18 protein-coding genes are annotated in these 15,761 nt (G+C 34.0%); 11 read left to right on the plus strand and 7 right to left on the minus strand.

All coding sequences use genetic code 11. The features are described 5' to 3' along the window. The 7 genes from fabZ to Q0Q96_RS12225 form a co-directional block, all read left to right on the plus strand. Nucleotides 1-438, plus strand: a 438-nt coding sequence (gene fabZ / locus Q0Q96_RS04795; RefSeq protein ID WP_293872096.1) for a 3-hydroxyacyl-ACP dehydratase FabZ, incomplete at its 5' end; no start/stop codon positions are given. Between the two features lies 1 nt (nt 439). Further along, nucleotides 440-1,225: an acyl-ACP--UDP-N-acetylglucosamine O-acyltransferase gene (gene lpxA / locus Q0Q96_RS04800; RefSeq protein ID WP_293872097.1), complete on the plus strand. Its 786-nt coding sequence runs from the start codon at nt 440-442 to the stop codon at nt 1,223-1,225. A gap of 101 nt (nt 1,226-1,326) precedes the next feature. Further along, entirely contained in the window at nt 1,327-1,893 is a 567-nt protein-coding gene (gene efp, locus Q0Q96_RS04805) for an elongation factor P (RefSeq protein WP_293872098.1), read from the plus strand. A gap of 85 nt (nt 1,894-1,978) precedes the next feature. After that, nucleotides 1,979-2,908, plus strand: a complete 930-nt coding sequence (locus Q0Q96_RS04810) for a UDP-3-O-(3-hydroxymyristoyl)glucosamine N-acyltransferase (protein WP_293872099.1) — start codon at nt 1,979-1,981, stop codon at nt 2,906-2,908. A gap of 2 nt (nt 2,909-2,910) precedes the next feature. Then, nucleotides 2,911-3,270: a nuclear transport factor 2 family protein gene (locus Q0Q96_RS04815; RefSeq protein ID WP_293872100.1), complete on the plus strand. Its 360-nt coding sequence runs from the start codon at nt 2,911-2,913 to the stop codon at nt 3,268-3,270. Nucleotides 3,271-3,354: 84 nt separating this feature from the next. Continuing rightward, nucleotides 3,355-4,227, plus strand: coding sequence for a succinate--CoA ligase subunit alpha (gene sucD / locus Q0Q96_RS04820; protein ID WP_293872101.1), 873 nt, complete (start codon nt 3,355-3,357; stop codon nt 4,225-4,227). Nucleotides 4,228-4,584: 357 nt separating this feature from the next. Then, complete coding sequence (locus tag Q0Q96_RS12225) at nt 4,585-4,839, plus strand: hypothetical protein (RefSeq protein ID WP_366068979.1); 255 nt, start codon at nt 4,585-4,587, stop codon at nt 4,837-4,839. A gap of 574 nt (nt 4,840-5,413) precedes the next feature. On the opposite strand, the gene Q0Q96_RS04825 is transcribed toward Q0Q96_RS12225, so the two are convergent. The 6 genes from Q0Q96_RS04825 to Q0Q96_RS04850 all read right to left on the minus strand — a co-directional run bounded on the left by Q0Q96_RS04825 (nt 5,414) and on the right by Q0Q96_RS04850 (nt 9,849). Continuing rightward, nucleotides 5,414-6,754, minus strand: coding sequence for a YHYH protein (locus Q0Q96_RS04825; protein ID WP_293872102.1), 1,341 nt, complete (start codon nt 6,752-6,754; stop codon nt 5,414-5,416). Nucleotides 6,755-6,821: 67 nt separating this feature from the next. Next, a complete protein-coding gene (locus Q0Q96_RS04830; RefSeq protein WP_293872103.1) occupies nt 6,822-7,841 on the minus strand; it encodes a cytochrome c peroxidase in 1,020 nt (339 codons plus the stop codon). Continuing rightward, nucleotides 7,838-8,536, minus strand: a complete 699-nt coding sequence (locus Q0Q96_RS04835; RefSeq protein WP_293872104.1) for an MbnP family protein — start codon at nt 8,534-8,536, stop codon at nt 7,838-7,840. Before Q0Q96_RS04835 ends, Q0Q96_RS04830 begins: the two co-directional genes overlap by 4 nt. After that, entirely contained in the window at nt 8,529-9,005 is a 477-nt protein-coding gene (locus tag Q0Q96_RS04840; protein WP_293872105.1) for a hypothetical protein, read from the minus strand. The genes Q0Q96_RS04835 and Q0Q96_RS04840 overlap by 8 nt, the downstream gene beginning before the upstream one ends. Nucleotides 9,006-9,010: 5 nt before the next feature. Continuing rightward, entirely contained in the window at nt 9,011-9,280 is a 270-nt protein-coding gene (locus Q0Q96_RS04845; RefSeq protein ID WP_293872106.1) for a hypothetical protein, read from the minus strand. Between the two features lie 23 nt (nt 9,281-9,303). Next, nucleotides 9,304-9,849: an RNA polymerase sigma factor gene (locus Q0Q96_RS04850; protein ID WP_293872107.1), complete on the minus strand. Its 546-nt coding sequence runs from the start codon at nt 9,847-9,849 to the stop codon at nt 9,304-9,306. Between the two features lie 92 nt (nt 9,850-9,941). Here Q0Q96_RS04850 and fabG point away from each other — a divergent pair, with 92 nt between their 5' ends. Together fabG and Q0Q96_RS04860 are read left to right on the plus strand one after the other, a co-directional pair. Then, nucleotides 9,942-10,688, plus strand: coding sequence for a 3-oxoacyl-[acyl-carrier-protein] reductase (gene fabG / locus Q0Q96_RS04855; RefSeq protein WP_293872108.1), 747 nt, complete (start codon nt 9,942-9,944; stop codon nt 10,686-10,688). Nucleotides 10,689-10,743: 55 nt separating this feature from the next. Further along, complete coding sequence (locus Q0Q96_RS04860) at nt 10,744-12,771, plus strand: hypothetical protein (RefSeq protein WP_293872109.1); 2,028 nt, start codon at nt 10,744-10,746, stop codon at nt 12,769-12,771. 4 nt (nt 12,772-12,775) lie between these two features. Here Q0Q96_RS04860 and Q0Q96_RS04865 read toward each other — a convergent pair whose 3' ends face one another. Next, complete coding sequence (locus tag Q0Q96_RS04865; RefSeq protein ID WP_293872110.1) at nt 12,776-13,192, minus strand: hypothetical protein; 417 nt, start codon at nt 13,190-13,192, stop codon at nt 12,776-12,778. A 434-nt stretch (nt 13,193-13,626) separates the two neighbouring features. Here Q0Q96_RS04865 and Q0Q96_RS04870 point away from each other — a divergent pair, with 434 nt between their 5' ends. Both Q0Q96_RS04870 and Q0Q96_RS04875 read left to right on the plus strand, forming a co-directional pair. After that, nucleotides 13,627-14,292, plus strand: coding sequence for a response regulator transcription factor (locus Q0Q96_RS04870; protein WP_293872111.1), 666 nt, complete (start codon nt 13,627-13,629; stop codon nt 14,290-14,292). 8 nt (nt 14,293-14,300) lie between these two features. Beyond that, nucleotides 14,301-15,683 (plus strand): HAMP domain-containing sensor histidine kinase, encoded by a 1,383-nt coding sequence (locus Q0Q96_RS04875; protein ID WP_293872112.1) that lies wholly within the window; start codon nt 14,301-14,303, stop codon nt 15,681-15,683. Nucleotides 15,684-15,761: the final 78 nt, after the last annotated feature.

Below are 15,761 nucleotides of genomic sequence, written 5' to 3' on the forward strand. Positions count from 1 at the left end.
CCTTTGATGGATATTCATAAAATCATGAGTATCTTGCCTCACCGTCCGCCATTTTTATTTATTGACAGAATAATTGAAATGTCAGACAAACATGTGGTTGGGATGAAAAATGTCACCATGAACGAAGGTTTTTTTGTAGGTCATTTTCCTGAAGCTCCAGTGATGCCTGGCGTAATAATTGTAGAGGCGATGGCGCAAACAGGCGGAATTTTAGTTTTAAGTACTGTTCCCGATCCCGAAAATTATTTAACATTTTTTATGAAAATAGATAATGTAAAATTCAAACACAAAGTGCTTCCTGGCGACACTTTGATATTCAAATGTGAACTAATTACTCCAATAAGAAGAGGAATTTGTCACATGCAAGCCAAGGCTTATGCCAATGGAAAACTGGTAGCCGAAGCAGAGTTAATGGCACAAATAGCTAAAAAACAATAATATGAATCAACCTTTAGCCTACGTACATCCTGGAGCAAAAATTGCCAAAAATGTAGTGATAGAACCTTTTACAACCATTCATAATAATGTTGTTATAGGTGATGGAACTTGGATAGGTTCTAATGTCACCATTATGGAAGGCGCACGAATTGGTAAAAACTGCAACATCTTTCCGGGTGCGGTAATTTCGGCAGTACCACAAGATTTAAAATTTGGTGGAGAAGAATCGCTTGCGGTAATTGGCGACAATGTAACTATAAGAGAATGTGTTACCATAAACCGCGGAACAATTGCATCAGGTCAAACCAAAATAGGAAATAATTGTTTAATCATGGCAACAGCACATATTGCTCATGATTGTCACATTGGCGACAACGCTATTATTGTAAATGGGGTGGCACTCGCAGGACATGTAATTGTGGGTAACTTTGCCATCATTGGCGGTTTAGCTGCAATTCATCAATTTATCCATATTGGTGATCATGCCATGATTTCTGGTGGTTCTTTAGTACGAAAAGATGTTCCTCCCTATACAAAAGCGGCAAAAGAACCACTTTCGTATGTAGGCATCAACTCTGTTGGCTTACGCCGAAGAGGATTTACATCAGATAAAATCAGAGAAATTCAAGACATTTATAGAATTTTGTATCAAAAAAATTATAACACTTCGCAAGCTGTCGGTATCATTGAAGGCGAAATGTCGGCTTCTCCAGAGCGTGACGAAATTCTGGATTTTATCCGAAACTCCTCAAGAGGAATTATGAAAGGATATTCAGGAGCCTATTAAATTAGTATTGGTTAGAAGATATTCATTAGTTTAAAAATAAAATTAAAATACAATTATTAATAACGATTCGTAAATCGTAAATCAAAAATCACATATAAATAATGGCATCTACATCAGATATTAGAAACGGATTATGTATAAAGTACAACCACGATATTTACAAAATTATCGAATTCCTTCACGTTAAACCAGGAAAAGGACCAGCATTCGTTAGAACAAAATTGAGAAGTTTAACCAATGGAAAAGTGTTAGACAATACTTTTTCGGCTGGACACAAGATTGAAGAAGTGCGTGTAGAAACGCAAAACTTCCAGTATTTATATGCCGAAGGAGATCAGTTTCATTTTATGAATACTGACTCCTACGAACAAATTACTTTGGATAAAAAAGTGCTTGATGCTCCCGACTTGTTAAAAGAAGGAACCGTTGTAATGGTTCAGATTAATACCGAAACAGATTTGCCGCTTTCTGTAGATATGCCAGCTTCTATCGTTTTAGAAGTTACCTATGCTGAACCAGGAGTAAAAGGAAATACCGCTACCAATGCCACAAAACCTGCAAAAGTAGAAACAGGAGCATCTGTAAATGTTCCGTTGTTTATCAATGAAGGTGATAAAATTAAAATTGATACAGCAACAGGTTCTTATATGGAAAGAGTGAAAGAATAATTATTTGAAGATTAATAGATTTGAAGATTTGAGAATTATTAAATCAACTTCAAATTATCACATTTTCAAATTTTCAAATTAAATAATGAAATTCACTAAACCACATACTTTAAAAGAAATCGCAGCCATTATTGGATGCCAATATAAGGGTGCTGATGATTTCCCTGTAGAAGGCATGAACGAAATTCATGTGGTAACTGCGGGTGATATTGTTTTTGTAGATCATCCAAAGTATTATGACAAAGCATTACAATCGGCTGCCACAATTGTTTTGATTAATAAAGAAGTAGATTGTCCAAAAGGAAAAGCTTTATTAATTTCTAAAGATCCTTTTAACGATTTTAACACCTTAACTAAACATTTTCGTCCTTTTGAAGCTGCTAATTTGAGCATTTCACATTCGGCAACTATAGGTGAAGGAACTGTGGTGCAACCCAATTGTTTTATAGGAAACAATGTATCTATTGGTAAAAACTGTTTGTTGCATGCCAATGTAATCGTGTATGACCATACCGTTATTGGTGATAATGTAATTATACATTCGGGAACAATAGTAGGCGCAGATGCTTTTTATTATAAAAAACGTCCTGATGGTTTTGACCAATTGCTTTCGGGCGGAAGAGTTGTCATACAAGACAATGTGGGAATAGGAGCGTTGTGTACAATAGATAAGGGCGTTACTGGCGATACTATCATAGGAGCTGGAACAAAAATAGACAATCAAGTACACGTGGGACATGATACTATAATTGGTAAAAAATGTTTGATTGCAGCACAAACTGGGATTGCGGGCTGTGTAATTATTGAAGATGAAGTAACCATGTGGGGGCAAGTGGGCACCACCAGCGGAATTACTATTGGTGCGAAAGCCGTTATTTTGGGACAAACTGGTGTTAGCAAATCGTTAGAAGGAGGAAAAACCTATTACGGAACTCCAATTGATGAAGCCCGTGAGAAAATGAAACAATTTGCTAACCTCAAGAAAATCCCCGAAATTTTAAACAAAATAAAATAAAGATGAGTGCTAAAAAAATAGTTCAAGAATTTTACAAATCAGATGCTTTGTTAGAAGTTGAAACTGTTGCCAATCTTTTGCATCCAGAAATAATCTTGGAATGGCACAGTACTACAGGTTTTTTGAAACTTAACTATACCGAAATCATTAATTTGACTACCCAATTAAGCAAAGCTTACGTACGTTCAAAATCGAGGATTACGCATATCATAGAAGACCATAACACGGTTGCCGTGAGGTATGATCACTATGTAAAAACTATAGAAAATCCCAGAGAAGAAATGCTGTTAGCACACTTCATGGTGATTTGGGAACTAAAAGATAATAAACTTTATAGAGGCTATCAGATGAGTCAGTTGTAAAATACTAATCACTAATTACCGATTACTAGTTCGTAATTTCTACTTTTGCAACACAAAAAACAAACACCAATAAACAAATACACTATGAGCGTTTTAGTCAATAAAAATTCAAAAATAATAGTACAAGGATTTACAGGAAGCGAAGGAACTTTTCATGCAGAACAAATGATTGATTACGGAACCCAAGTTGTAGGTGGCGTTACCCCGGGAAAAGGTGGTTCGACCCATTTAGACCGTCCCGTTTTTAACACCGTAAAAGATGCCGTAGCAAAAGTGGGCGCTGATACCTCTATTATTTTTGTTCCTCCCGCCTTTGCTGCCGATGCCATTATGGAAGCTGCCGATGCTGGAATTAAAGTGATTATTTGCATCACCGAAGGAATTCCGGTTGCTGATATGATTAAGGCTTACGAGTATATCAAAGAAAGAGATTGCAGACTAATAGGACCAAACTGCCCTGGAGTAATTACTCCCGAAGAAGCCAAAGTAGGCATTATGCCCGGCTTTGTTTTCAAAAAAGGAACCGTTGGCATTGTATCAAAATCGGGGACACTTACATATGAAGCAGCAGACCAAGTTGTAAAGCAAGGAATGGGAATTACTACCGCAATAGGCATTGGCGGTGACCCTATTATTGGAACAACTACTAAAGAAGCCGTTGAGTTGTTGATGAACGATCCCGAAACAAAATGTATTGTAATGATAGGAGAAATAGGTGGTCAACTAGAAGCAGATGCCGCCAAATGGATAAAAGCCAATGGCAATCGCAAACCAGTTATAGGTTTCATTGCAGGTGAAACCGCCCCAAAAGGGAGAACCATGGGACATGCTGGAGCCATAGTAGGCGGTGCCGATGATACTGCCGAAGCTAAAAAACGCATCATGAGAGAATGCGGTATTCACGTGGTAGATTCTCCTGCTGAAATTGGCAAAAAAGTAAAAGAGGTTATGGGATAGTCATTTGCAAACACCAACTAATCTTCAAATTAACACTTAAAAAGTTTCGGGTTGCCAAAGCTTTTTTTTTACGCAAAAACTACTAATAGAGATCGCTAGAGTATCGCAAAATGCGCTTTTGACGCTAAACGCATTGCGTTATATTCTGTTATTGCGACTAGCAATACTGTCCTTAAACCATAGTAATGCTTTTGAAATAACAGAATTTTCACTTCCGACTGTTGGCATGCTGGCAGGTTGAGGCTATTTGAGGTTATAATAATAACCTTTGAGGTGAACCTCCTAAAATTACTTGACACATTTTGGAATACAATAGAACACGCAAAGAATATTTCGAGCGAATAAATACAGGAGTTAATTGCAAAGATAATTGCTGGAGAATACAATAACCCAAGATCATATAACATGTGTACACCTCAAACATTAAAGATACTTGGTATAACTGAATTGGATTTATTTCAAAAGGCATGTTCATTATGCATCGATAATGGCGTAATCCCAAAAACTATATTCTCTATATTAACAGACTCGCATCATATCCGCTCTAGTTTAGATAAAAATTCTGGTGGTCAATTTTACCAGAATTGGGTGGTCATTTTAAACTATAATTAGGTGGTCACTTTAAATCGGAATTGGTTGGTCAATATAGTCGGAATTTGCATCTTAAAATAAACAATTAAAAATATAATACTTATTTTATTTCTTTTTCCTTCGTATGTTTCAGCGCAAACAATGAAACCGATATTATCGAAATTAATAGAGTATTAAAAGAAAAAACTCCCGCATATTGTGGCTATCAAAAAGCTTATGGTGTTTTTAAGTTTGAATTACAAGAAAGTGTTGAAAATTTTAAGAAAGGCGATATTATTTTTATTGTTCAAGTATGCCCGACAGATGATATGGAAATGCCTGTAAGCGAATATGAAAACAACAAAGTTTATACATTATTAATTGGAAGTGTGGCAAACGGCAAATCTTCTGAAATTGGTCAAAATGTATGTGAAAAGTTTTATCCAAAAGAGAAGCCGAAAAAATTTTGGTATGGTGACTGAAATCAAAAAATAATTACCGCAAACAGCCACAACCGTTGCACAACCTCTCAAAAAGTAAACTTTCAAATTAAACATAAAAAAAAGCCGCTTCAAATACGTTTTGAAGCGGCTTTTATTGTTGGAATGGCTTGTAGTTATTTGTTAATAATTATTTTAAATGACTTGCTATCCTTACCATCAGCAACTTTTAGAAAATAAATTCCGTTATAAACGGTAGCCAAATCAAAAACGCTCAAAGTGCTTCCTTGCAAAATTTGTTGTGTTTTAACTACTTTGCCAAGCGCATCAAGCAACGAAACTTCCAAATTATCGGCTAGCATATCACTCTGGATGGCGACAAATTCTTGAGCAGGATTTGGATAGACTTTGATATTTAATGAAGACAAATTAAAATCAGCATTTGACAAAGTGTACGGTGTGGTGCTTTCTGTTATCGAAGTTACTTTGACAGCTGTTTTAATACCATAAAATGTGGGACCTACCACATATGGGTACGCCGAATTATGATTGGCATCTACTGTGGTGAAGTAACAATAAATACCCGATGGATAGTCGGGCGTTATACAAAACCTTCCGTTGTGCACATCTAGATAACTAGCGTCCAAGGGGTGCGCAACATATTCGTAATCTTCTCTAAAATAACCTAGAGGATAAGTAGCACTTACCGCAGGACCATCGAGTACATCAGTACCATCTGCCCAAACTGTTCTGGTAATAATGTTTCGGTATTGGTACCCCGATTTCATGCGAACAATACCTCCAGTTCCATCAGCATTTGCATAACCATAAGCTCCATAAATAGGGAAACCATCATAAGCAAAACCTAATAGCGACGAATGTACAGAAGGGTTAATTACATACAAACCGTCTGAAGGATAGGTGCTGCAAACCGTAGAGATTACCACTAAATCTAAATTAAAAGCACTCGGATTTTGATGATGATGATAATTGCCCATAGCAGGATGCGCCTTGGCACAGTCAAAACCCAATCTTTCGCCCACCACGGCATCTCTATTCCATTTGCCATCACCCATACCACCGCTAGGACCACCGGCTAATGAACTTGTAGAATTTTTCCAAGAAACTCCGTCCCGATAATCAAACAACGCCACACCGTTGATAAACAAACCAATATTACCGCCAGTTGTAGCGGTGGCCGTTCCTGTGTTTTGGATTGGATTTAAAGGCATTTTAAAAATTGCACCATTTTGTGAAGTTGCCAACGAAGGATTTCCATCTAAAAAAGGTCCCGTGATATAAGCCGGAATGCAATTCGTAGTTACATAAGCCCAATTTGTGGAGTACTGCACCGTTTGTACATTGGCAGCAACCGCATCGGTAATAGGAGTGGAGTTGCCCGAAACATAATGACGTCCTGTTATACCGGTAGTATTACGCAACCATTTTGTAATTGCTGGATTGGTTTGTGAGTAGGAGAAACTAACAAATAATAAAAGTAAAAATGTATTTTTCATAAGCTTTTGATTTAAGTATAATTGTTTAGACGTAAGATGTTTTAAATTCTTATGGTGTATTTTAAATTTATTCTTTTGGAAAACTATAACGTTTGTCAAAAAGAAATTCTTTGTCTGTCAGCGTTTGCAAAAATGCCACCAGATCTACTCTGTCGTTATCAGAAAGGTTCATAGGTTTGTCTAATTCTTTAGGTAAGGTTTTATCATGACCTAATGAATTATAATGTTTTATCACTTCTGTTAATGTTTTGAATCGTCCATCATGCATATACGGAAATGTAAATTGAATATTTCTTAAAGTTGGTATTTTAAACCGTTGTTTATCTTCTAATTTTCCTGTGATTTTTATACGTCCATAATCAGGAAGAGTAGCATCTATTTTTAAACCATTATTTTCAAATTTGTCCCCCATAAATAATGGTTCTTTGTGACAAGAAGCACAATTGAATCTGAATAATTTATAACCTTTTTGCTCCATTTCAGTAAAAGTAGTTTCCTTGTGCATTACTTTATCATATTTTGAATTTGTAGAGGTAAGCATCACCGTAAACTGTGCCAGCGCTTTTAACAATCTTTGGCTCGTTACTTTTTCATCACCAAAAGCTTTGCTAAATAACATTTTGTATTTATCACTTCGCTGCAATTTTGCAATTACATTTTCAAGTTTTTCATCCATTTCTAACGGATTAGTGATAGGATTTATAGGTTGCACTTCTAAATTGTTCACGCCTCCATCCCACATAAAATCTTTATTCCAAGCCAAATTTATTAATGCCATTGCATTACGAGTACCGATTTTCCCATCAATGCCATGACTCACTTGATGATCTACATGGGAAAATCCAGTTTGTTGCAAATGACAACTCTGGCAGGAAATGGTATTATCTCTTGATAAAATTGGGTCGTAAAATAAGTTTCTCCCTAGTTGAAATCCCTCTTCGGTTAAAGGATTACTTTTGAAATCATATTTAGGTTTTGGCCAAAAACTGGGAATTTCAAGATATAATGGTGTGGTAAATTGGCTGGTAAACCCCAAACCAATTACAACAATATAAGTTGTTAGACTATATTTCAAATACCATTTCATTGAATATAAAACATTTTGGTGGTGTAATTTGCCATTTTCATCGCTTCGGCTCCAGGAATCATCACGTTTTTTTGTTCGTTTAGTTTTATAGATCCTAAAAACGCGTTTACATCGATGCCAATATTAATAGCAGCAGTAGCTTTTTTATTCAAGTAAAATTGCATCTTGCGCACCGAATAATAAGGATGACGGTAGCCGCCAATATGAAACTGAAATTCATTATTACGACTAGAGCAACTAGAGCTTTTCCCTTCAATTTTTGTATTGATATAACCACTCTGCCAAGCCCAATACATTCCTTTTATTGGGTCTAAATCGCTTTTCATTGCGCCAGCCGTATTGGTAAGACTGTCAATGCCAATGTTAAAACTAATCTTGGAAATTATTTTTTCACTTTTTTTAGTAATAAAAAATTGAAATGAGTTTGAATACTCAAAATCGAGTAGATGATAGCTGTCTTTTTGAGCAAATAATGAATTGTCGTCATACTCTATCTGAATGTTAGAGATATAAAATTTGAAGGTCTCAACCATCAAAGTATCATTACTTGCGGAAACATATTTTTTATGAAATTCGAGTGGAAGTTTATCAAATTCTGAATAAAAATTAACGGATAACGAATCTGTTTTACTTTGAGATTGAACCTGAAAGCACATCATTAGCGAACTAATTATAACTAAAGTTGTTTTAGTCATGTTTTGGTCTGAGTGGTTTTGGAGAAAATATTCTTCCTAGATCTTCAGTTAAATCGTTAAACTCATCCATTTGGTCTTTGTGACACAACTTTTTGATGCTCTCAAAATGGTTGAAATGGGTTTCTTCAATTTGTTTTTGATAAGAATTCAGCAAATTGATTAAACTGTCTTTGATTTTCACACTTACTTCAGTTTGGCTTAATTGAGCGTACAATTCGTTTTTGGTACTTCGAATGTTTTCATCGAGCTTTCTGATTTCCGCTTGATGCACGTGAATTATTTTATCATATTCTTTTTGCTGATTGGCATCAAAATGAAGTTTTTCGATAATAATTTCTTTCGGTGCAGGTCTGTCCTCATGTTGTGGTTTGTGATTAGCAGAACCATTCAAAAATAAAAAACCAAGTGTTCCCAAATTGATAAGCAATAATCCGATAACTGTAATCGTTAATAGTTTTGTCTTTTCCATTATTATTAATATAACTGGTTACTTTTATTGATAGTTAACTCTAAATAGGCCGCAGAGGAACTCATTTTTTCTTTGGATTTGAATGCTAAAATCAAAAAGTTGAGCATTGTTAAAACCGTAATTGATGCGGCAACTAGCCAAACTGTTTTTGGCGCAACTACAGTACTTTGTAAAATTATTTGTTGAATTTTTGAAAACAAATCTTCGCTTGGAGCAACTTTCGTCATTTCGATGGTGCTATTTAAAATGTTTTCTATTTTATTATTTTGTTCCATACTATTTTAGACGAAAGTTAATTTTATTTCTTGCGATTGATTTCAAGTTTTAAAACTAATTTTTCTCTCAAGGTATTTTTGGCTCTAAAAATCAACGATTCTACCGATGAAATACTCACTTGCATAATTTCGGCAATTTCAGGATTACTCATTCCATCTAGTTTAGAAAGTAAGAACGCAGTCTTTTGGTTTTCTATTAAAGTATTGATAACTTCAAATAAAATTTGAGCATCTTCCTTTTTTTCCATCATAATCCCCGGATGTTCAAACGATGAAATATTCAGATATTCCTTTTCATTCTGACTTTTTTTACCAAAAATAAAAAAGCGTTTCTGACTATTCTTTTGTTTGATAAAATCCAAACATTGATTGATAGTAATGCGATAAATCCAAGTTTTAAAAGAAGATTTTTGATTGAAGTTATGCAACGAATGATACACTTTTACAAACACATCTTGGGTAATTTCTTCAGCATCTTCAAGGTTTTGTATATAATTCAACGCCACATTAAAAACGAGTATTTTATACTCGTGATATAATTTTTCAAAGTGAAATTGATTTTCAAGCATCGTTTTCGGTAAATTAAAGGTTTAAATATAAATGATTTTTTACTAGATATAAATTATTCTATATTTGGGCTATCAAATTAAACTTTTGCAAAATGAAATTATTAGAGGGAAAAGTAGCCATTATTACTGGGGCAAGTAGAGGAATAGGAAGCGGAATTGCCAAAGTTTTTGCGCAACACGGTGCAAACGTTGCGTTTACCTATAGTTCATCAGCCGAGAGCGCATTGCTATTAGAAAACGAATTATTGGCGATAGGAATTAAAGCCAAAGGATATAAATCAAACGCAGCTGATTTTAGCGAAGCCCAAAAATTAGTTGACGATGTGTTGCTCGATTTTGGAACTGTTGACATTCTAATTAACAATGCTGGAATCACCAAAGACAATCTTTTGATGCGCATGAGCGAAGAAGATTTTGATAAAGTAATAGAAATCAATTTGAAATCGGTTTTTAACATGACCAAAGCGGTGCAGAAAACCATGCTCAAAAACCGTAAAGGTTCTATCGTGAACATGAGCTCTGTGGTAGGTGTAAAAGGGAACGCTGGTCAAGCTAATTACGCTGCCTCAAAAGCAGGAATGATTGGATTTACTAAATCGGTAGCGCTAGAATTAGGCTCACGAAATATTCGTTGCAACGCCATCGCACCCGGATTTATTGAAACCGAAATGACGGCTAAACTAAATGAAGAAGTAGTACAAGGATGGAGAGATTCTATACCGTTAAGACGTGGCGGAACGCCCGAAGATGTTGCGAATGCTTGTTTGTTCTTTGCTTCGGATATGAGTGGCTATATTTCCGGACAAGTGCTGAACGTTTGCGGAGGAATGTTGACATAATTAGGAATTAAAAATTACGAAATACGATTTAATTTAATAATCGAATACTTTATAAATGAACACCACAACAATATTGTTACTACTCGCATCACTACTTATTGCTGTTGGTATTTCATTTTACCAATATTTATATAAAGTTAAAAGCAGGTCAAAAGTAATTTTGCTTTTGGCTTTTTTGCGTTTTATAGCTGTTTTTGGATTGTTATTATTGCTCATCAACCCAATTATATCCAGAAAGACAATCGAAACCATAAAAACGCCATTGCCTATTATTATTGATAATTCGGCGTCAATACTAAACTTAAAGGCTGACAAAGAAGCCATTGCGGTATTTAACAAACTCAAAGATAATACAGCTTTGGCAGCTAAATTTGATGTACAGACGTATCAATTTGATGCTGATTTTTTGCCATCAGATACTATTGATTTCAAAGGAAAACAAACCAATATTGACGTTGTTGCCAAGAATTTAAAAACCATTTATAAAAATCAACATTTCCCGACGGTATTACTATCAGACGGAAATCAAACATCAGGAGAAGATTATGTTTTTGGATTTAATCCAGATAATAAAGTTTATCCAGTGGTTCTTGGCGACACCATAACTTATTTAGATTTAAGGATTGCACAGCTGAATGTTAATAAATATGCGTTTCATAAGAATAAATATCCTGTGGAAGTTTTTTTGAACTATTCGGGAACCAAAAGTATTAATACTACCTTTAAAATAGCGCAAGGCAATGTAGTTTTGAATGAGCAAACTATTTCTTTTTCTCCCAATAAAAAATCGGCTACTGTAACTGTTTTGTTGCCAGCGGATAAAGTAGGATTGCAAATTCTAAAAGCTTCGATCTCTTCTAAAGAACAAGAAAAAAATGTTTATAATAACACCAAAAACTTTGCTGTAGAAGTACTTGACCAAAAAACAGAAATTGGATTGATTTCTTCGATGGCACATCCTGATTTGGGCGCTATCAAACGAAGCATTGAATCTAATGCGCAAAGAAAAGTAACAATTCTAAAACCTAACCAAGTTAAGTTGTTGACAGATTACAATGTATTGATATTGTATCAGCCCAATGCTGCGTTCAAAGCTATTTTTGATCAAAATGCGACTGCCAAAATAAATACCTGGATTATTACTGGAAACGATACTGATTATACTTTTTTAAACCAAAATCAAAACAATTTCACCTTTAAAATGTCTGGGCAAAAAGAGGATTATTTAGGAAAGTTTAATAGTCAGTTTAATTTGTTTGCTCTAGATAATATAGGTTTTGATAAATTTCCGCCGTTGGAGAATCCTTTTGGAACTATTACTGCTACTGGAAACATAAATACATTACTCTCCTCAACCATCCGAAATATTGACACAAATTTACCGTTACTAACTTTTTCAGAAAACCAGGGCAGAAGAACGGCTTATCTTTTTGGAGAAAATATTTGGAAGTGGCGCGCCGATAATTATGTAGCAAAGAAAAATTTTATTGATTTTGATTTATTTTTAGATAAAACCATTCAGTATTTAGCCTCCAATAATGCTCGAAAATCTTTAGTTGTTACACACGAACGTTTTTATAATTCGGGAGAAAACATTGAAATTACGGCACAATATTTTAATAAAAATTATGAATTAGACGAAAAGGCACGTCTGACAATTACCGTTACCAATACAAAAACCAAGCAAGTTAAAAACTACGATTTACTCAAGTCTAGTACTTCCTTTCAAGCGAATCTAGATGGATTGGCACCAGGAAATTATTCGTTTACCGTTAAAGAATTGAATTCTAACTCTGTTTATAGCAGTAATTTTGAGGTATTAGATTTTGATATAGAAAAACAATTTGTAAACCCCGATTGGAACAAACTTAATCAATTGTCTATTCAAACTCATGGCAAAACTTTTCTTTCCAATCAAGTTGAAACTTTGATACAACAACTGTTGGCAGACGACAGTTATAAAGCGATACAAAAAACTTTAATCAAAAAATCGCCTTTAATTGATTGGATTTGGTTATTGGTTGTGATTGCAATTGCCCTTGCTAGTGAATGGTTTATTAGAAAATATAACGGACTGATATAGTTTCTTAAGTAGCTTTTTTTAAGGCTACCGTTCCACCCAAGTATGCCATTGGAATATAAGCCAAACTTACATCTACTAGGGTAAACCAAAGGGGAGAAGGAAGCATAACAATATTCATTATACCGCCTACCAAAAAACAAATTCCTATTGCCAATGCCAATCTCATTTTACTAGTAGCAGCTATCTTTGCAGTAATAAATGCGCCTATGAATGTACCCAAGGTGTGCGCTAAAAATGGGAGTACATAATGTTTAGGTTCCATAAGATGCATTGCTGCTTTCAAACCTTCCATTGTTGTTAAGTTTGAACCGGCAGGTGGCGGAATAATAGCACCACTTATCATAATGATTACCATATTGAGCGTTCCACCAATGAACAGACCAAGAACAACGGCTAAAATATTTTTAAGTATTGGGTTCATCCATATTAAATTTTAATTTTTAGATTGTAAGTAAAACAAAACTACTGTTTTTAATTTGCAAAAAGTAATTTGTTGTGAATTACGGATTGTTAGTTTTGAAAGTTGTGGTTGTGAAGAAATGTTGAATTAACAGTTATCGTGTCCAAAAAAGCTATTTAAAGTTTACTGACTTTGTATATAATTTTAAAAAAAGGAATTGGAAAAAATCTGGAGATTATTGCAGTTGATCCGGATTTATCCCAGTTTTCACATTGATTTAAAGGTTGTTTTGGTTGATTTGTCTAGAATTTATTATTGACACTGGCTACAAATTCGCTTGAACGGAATCATCTAAATTTGGTATTTTGACAATTAAAATTTGATTAAAATAGAGCAATTACTTTGGGCATCATTTTAATTTTGATTTACCTTTATAGACTTGAAAATTTATTGTAATGAAACACATTTTAATTGTTGAAGATGAAGAGGGAATAGTTCAGTTTTTAAAACAAGGTTTGGAAGAGGAAGGTTATCAAGTTTCGTCTGCAAATAATGGTTTGCAGGGTTTTGAACTTTTTAAAAACGGAAGATTTGATTTGGTTCTTTTAGACTGGATGTTACCAAAAATGACTGGAATAGAAGTTTGCAAAAGTATCAGAGAAATTAATTCTAAAATTCCGATTATATTTTTAACGGCCAAAGATACGGTTCAGGAAACTGTAGAAGGTTTAAAAACGGGTGCTAATGATTACATCAAAAAACCTTTTAGTTTTGATGAATTAGTGGAACGTATCAAAGTACAGTTGCGAGATAAAAGCGAGCAAGAAATTTTGACACTTGGTCCTATTGAAATTAATATACAAAAACATTCAGTTACCGTTGATAAGAATGACGTTTCGCTGACGCAAAAGGAATTTGACTTATTGTGTTATTTGGTAAAAAATAAAGGTAATGTTTGCTCTAGAACCCAAATAATTCAAGATGTTTGGGATATTCATTTTGAATATGACACAGGTGTTATTGATGTTTTTATGAACGCCATCAGAAAAAAATTAAATTTTAAAGTAGAAGAGGATTATATCAAAACCATTCGTGGTATAGGCTATATTGCCAACGATTAACTAAAGCAATGCAACAACTTTCGTTTAAAAACAGAATTGCGTCTAATTACCTTATTTCTACAGCATTACTTATCTCTGTAGTGTTCTGCGTTATTTATGGCATCGTACGATTTAGTGTGTATGTAAAAGTTAATAATGATATTAAAATTGAAGTTTCAAAACATTTAAAAGAAATAGAGGTCAAAGAAAATTGCGTACTTCTGATTCGAGAGAAACAGTGGAAGAAAATGCAATTTAATAAAGTAGATATTAGTCCAGCTTTTATACAATTTGTTGATGAATTGGGTGCAATGGTAAACAAATCTCCAAATCTTAAACAAAAAAAATTAAACTATTATCCACAAGCCATCAATAACATTTTGTTTGATGGAAAGCTAGAAAACACTTCTGTTAGACAGATACAAGTGCCTTTGTATCAGAACACAAAAATTATTGGTTATCTTATTGTAGCTGTGTCGTTAGAAGATTCAGCGATGGTATTACACAATCTTTTTATTATACTATTAGTGGCTTATCCCATGATATTGCTTGTGCTATTTCTTATTGCCCGATTTATAGCTGGACGAAGTATTAAACCCATTAGTGCTATCATCCAAACTTCGAATATTATAACCCAAGATAATTTAAAATCTAGGATTCCGCTACCTCAAAACAAAGACGAATTGCACTTGTTATCCAAAACCATCAACAATTTATTAGATAGGGTAGAAAATGCCATTGAACGGGAAAAACAATTTACGTCAGATGCTTCACACGAACTACGAACGCCGCTGGCAGTGATTAAGGGAACTTTGGAAGTCTTGGTTCGAAAACCGAGAAATCAAGATGAATATAAAGAAAAAATTGATTTTTGTATTAATGAAGTAAACCGACTCAATCTTTTAGTGGATGAATTGCTTTTGTTGGCTCGTTTTGAAAATCAAAAACAATCTTTAAAAATAGAGAGAGTATCCATGAATGCTGTTTTTTTAGATATAATTTCAAGAAATTCGCCTTTAATCAACGAGAAGAAAATAAAGTGCGAAGTCCTATTTTCTAAAGATTTTTATATTAAAACAGATGCCTATTTATTTTTGATTATTGTGAATAATATAGTGACAAATGCGGTTAAATATTCAAAATCGAACGGAGTAATCACTTTTGATATTTCAGAAAACAACAACAAAATCTTTTGCATTATTTCTGATTGTGGTATTGGAATTGCAAGCGAAGATTTAGAAAAAATATTTGATCAATTTTATCGTTCAAAATCGAATGAACATCCCGAAATTAAAGGAACTGGTTTAGGATTATCTATTGTAAAACGATTGTGTGTTTTACTCCAAATTAATCTAAAAATTGAAAGTAAAGAAAATCAAGGTACTACTGTTACACTTGGTTTTTCTAATTAATTGTCTTTAAAAATACAAATTCATAAAAATATTTTCATTCCGTTCAATTATTCACATATTTTATAAAAAGACTTTGTT

It is taken from the genome of Flavobacterium sp. (genome assembly GCF_025352015.1).
In the GTDB taxonomy this organism is placed as follows: Bacteria; Bacteroidota; Bacteroidia; order Flavobacteriales; family Flavobacteriaceae; genus Flavobacterium.

What these genes read in the sequence shown, in the direction of transcription:
- Q0Q96_RS04865 (WP_293872110.1), bottom strand. Translation starts at nt 13,192, where the DNA reads ATGAACCCAATACTTAAAAATATTTTAGCCGTTGTTCTTGGTCTGTTC.
- Q0Q96_RS04875 (WP_293872112.1), top strand. Translation starts at nt 14,301, where the DNA reads ATGCAACAACTTTCGTTTAAAAACAGAATTGCGTCTAATTACCTTATT.
- lpxA (WP_293872097.1), top strand. Translation starts at nt 440, where the DNA reads ATGAATCAACCTTTAGCCTACGTACATCCTGGAGCAAAAATTGCCAAA.
- Q0Q96_RS04860 (WP_293872109.1), top strand. Translation starts at nt 10,744, where the DNA reads ATGAACACCACAACAATATTGTTACTACTCGCATCACTACTTATTGCT.
- Q0Q96_RS04810 (WP_293872099.1), top strand. Translation starts at nt 1,979, where the DNA reads ATGAAATTCACTAAACCACATACTTTAAAAGAAATCGCAGCCATTATT.
- Q0Q96_RS04825 (WP_293872102.1), bottom strand. Translation starts at nt 6,754, where the DNA reads ATGAAAAATACATTTTTACTTTTATTATTTGTTAGTTTCTCCTACTCA.
- fabG (WP_293872108.1), top strand. Translation starts at nt 9,942, where the DNA reads ATGAAATTATTAGAGGGAAAAGTAGCCATTATTACTGGGGCAAGTAGA.
- Q0Q96_RS04845 (WP_293872106.1), bottom strand. Translation starts at nt 9,280, where the DNA reads ATGGAACAAAATAATAAAATAGAAAACATTTTAAATAGCACCATCGAA.
- Q0Q96_RS04850 (WP_293872107.1), bottom strand. Translation starts at nt 9,849, where the DNA reads ATGCTTGAAAATCAATTTCACTTTGAAAAATTATATCACGAGTATAAA.
- Q0Q96_RS04815 (WP_293872100.1), top strand. Translation starts at nt 2,911, where the DNA reads ATGAGTGCTAAAAAAATAGTTCAAGAATTTTACAAATCAGATGCTTTG.
- sucD (WP_293872101.1), top strand. Translation starts at nt 3,355, where the DNA reads ATGAGCGTTTTAGTCAATAAAAATTCAAAAATAATAGTACAAGGATTT.
- Q0Q96_RS04870 (WP_293872111.1), top strand. Translation starts at nt 13,627, where the DNA reads ATGAAACACATTTTAATTGTTGAAGATGAAGAGGGAATAGTTCAGTTT.
- Q0Q96_RS04830 (WP_293872103.1), bottom strand. Translation starts at nt 7,841, where the DNA reads ATGAAATGGTATTTGAAATATAGTCTAACAACTTATATTGTTGTAATT.
- Q0Q96_RS04840 (WP_293872105.1), bottom strand. Translation starts at nt 9,005, where the DNA reads ATGGAAAAGACAAAACTATTAACGATTACAGTTATCGGATTATTGCTT.
- Q0Q96_RS04835 (WP_293872104.1), bottom strand. Translation starts at nt 8,536, where the DNA reads ATGACTAAAACAACTTTAGTTATAATTAGTTCGCTAATGATGTGCTTT.
- efp (WP_293872098.1), top strand. Translation starts at nt 1,327, where the DNA reads ATGGCATCTACATCAGATATTAGAAACGGATTATGTATAAAGTACAAC.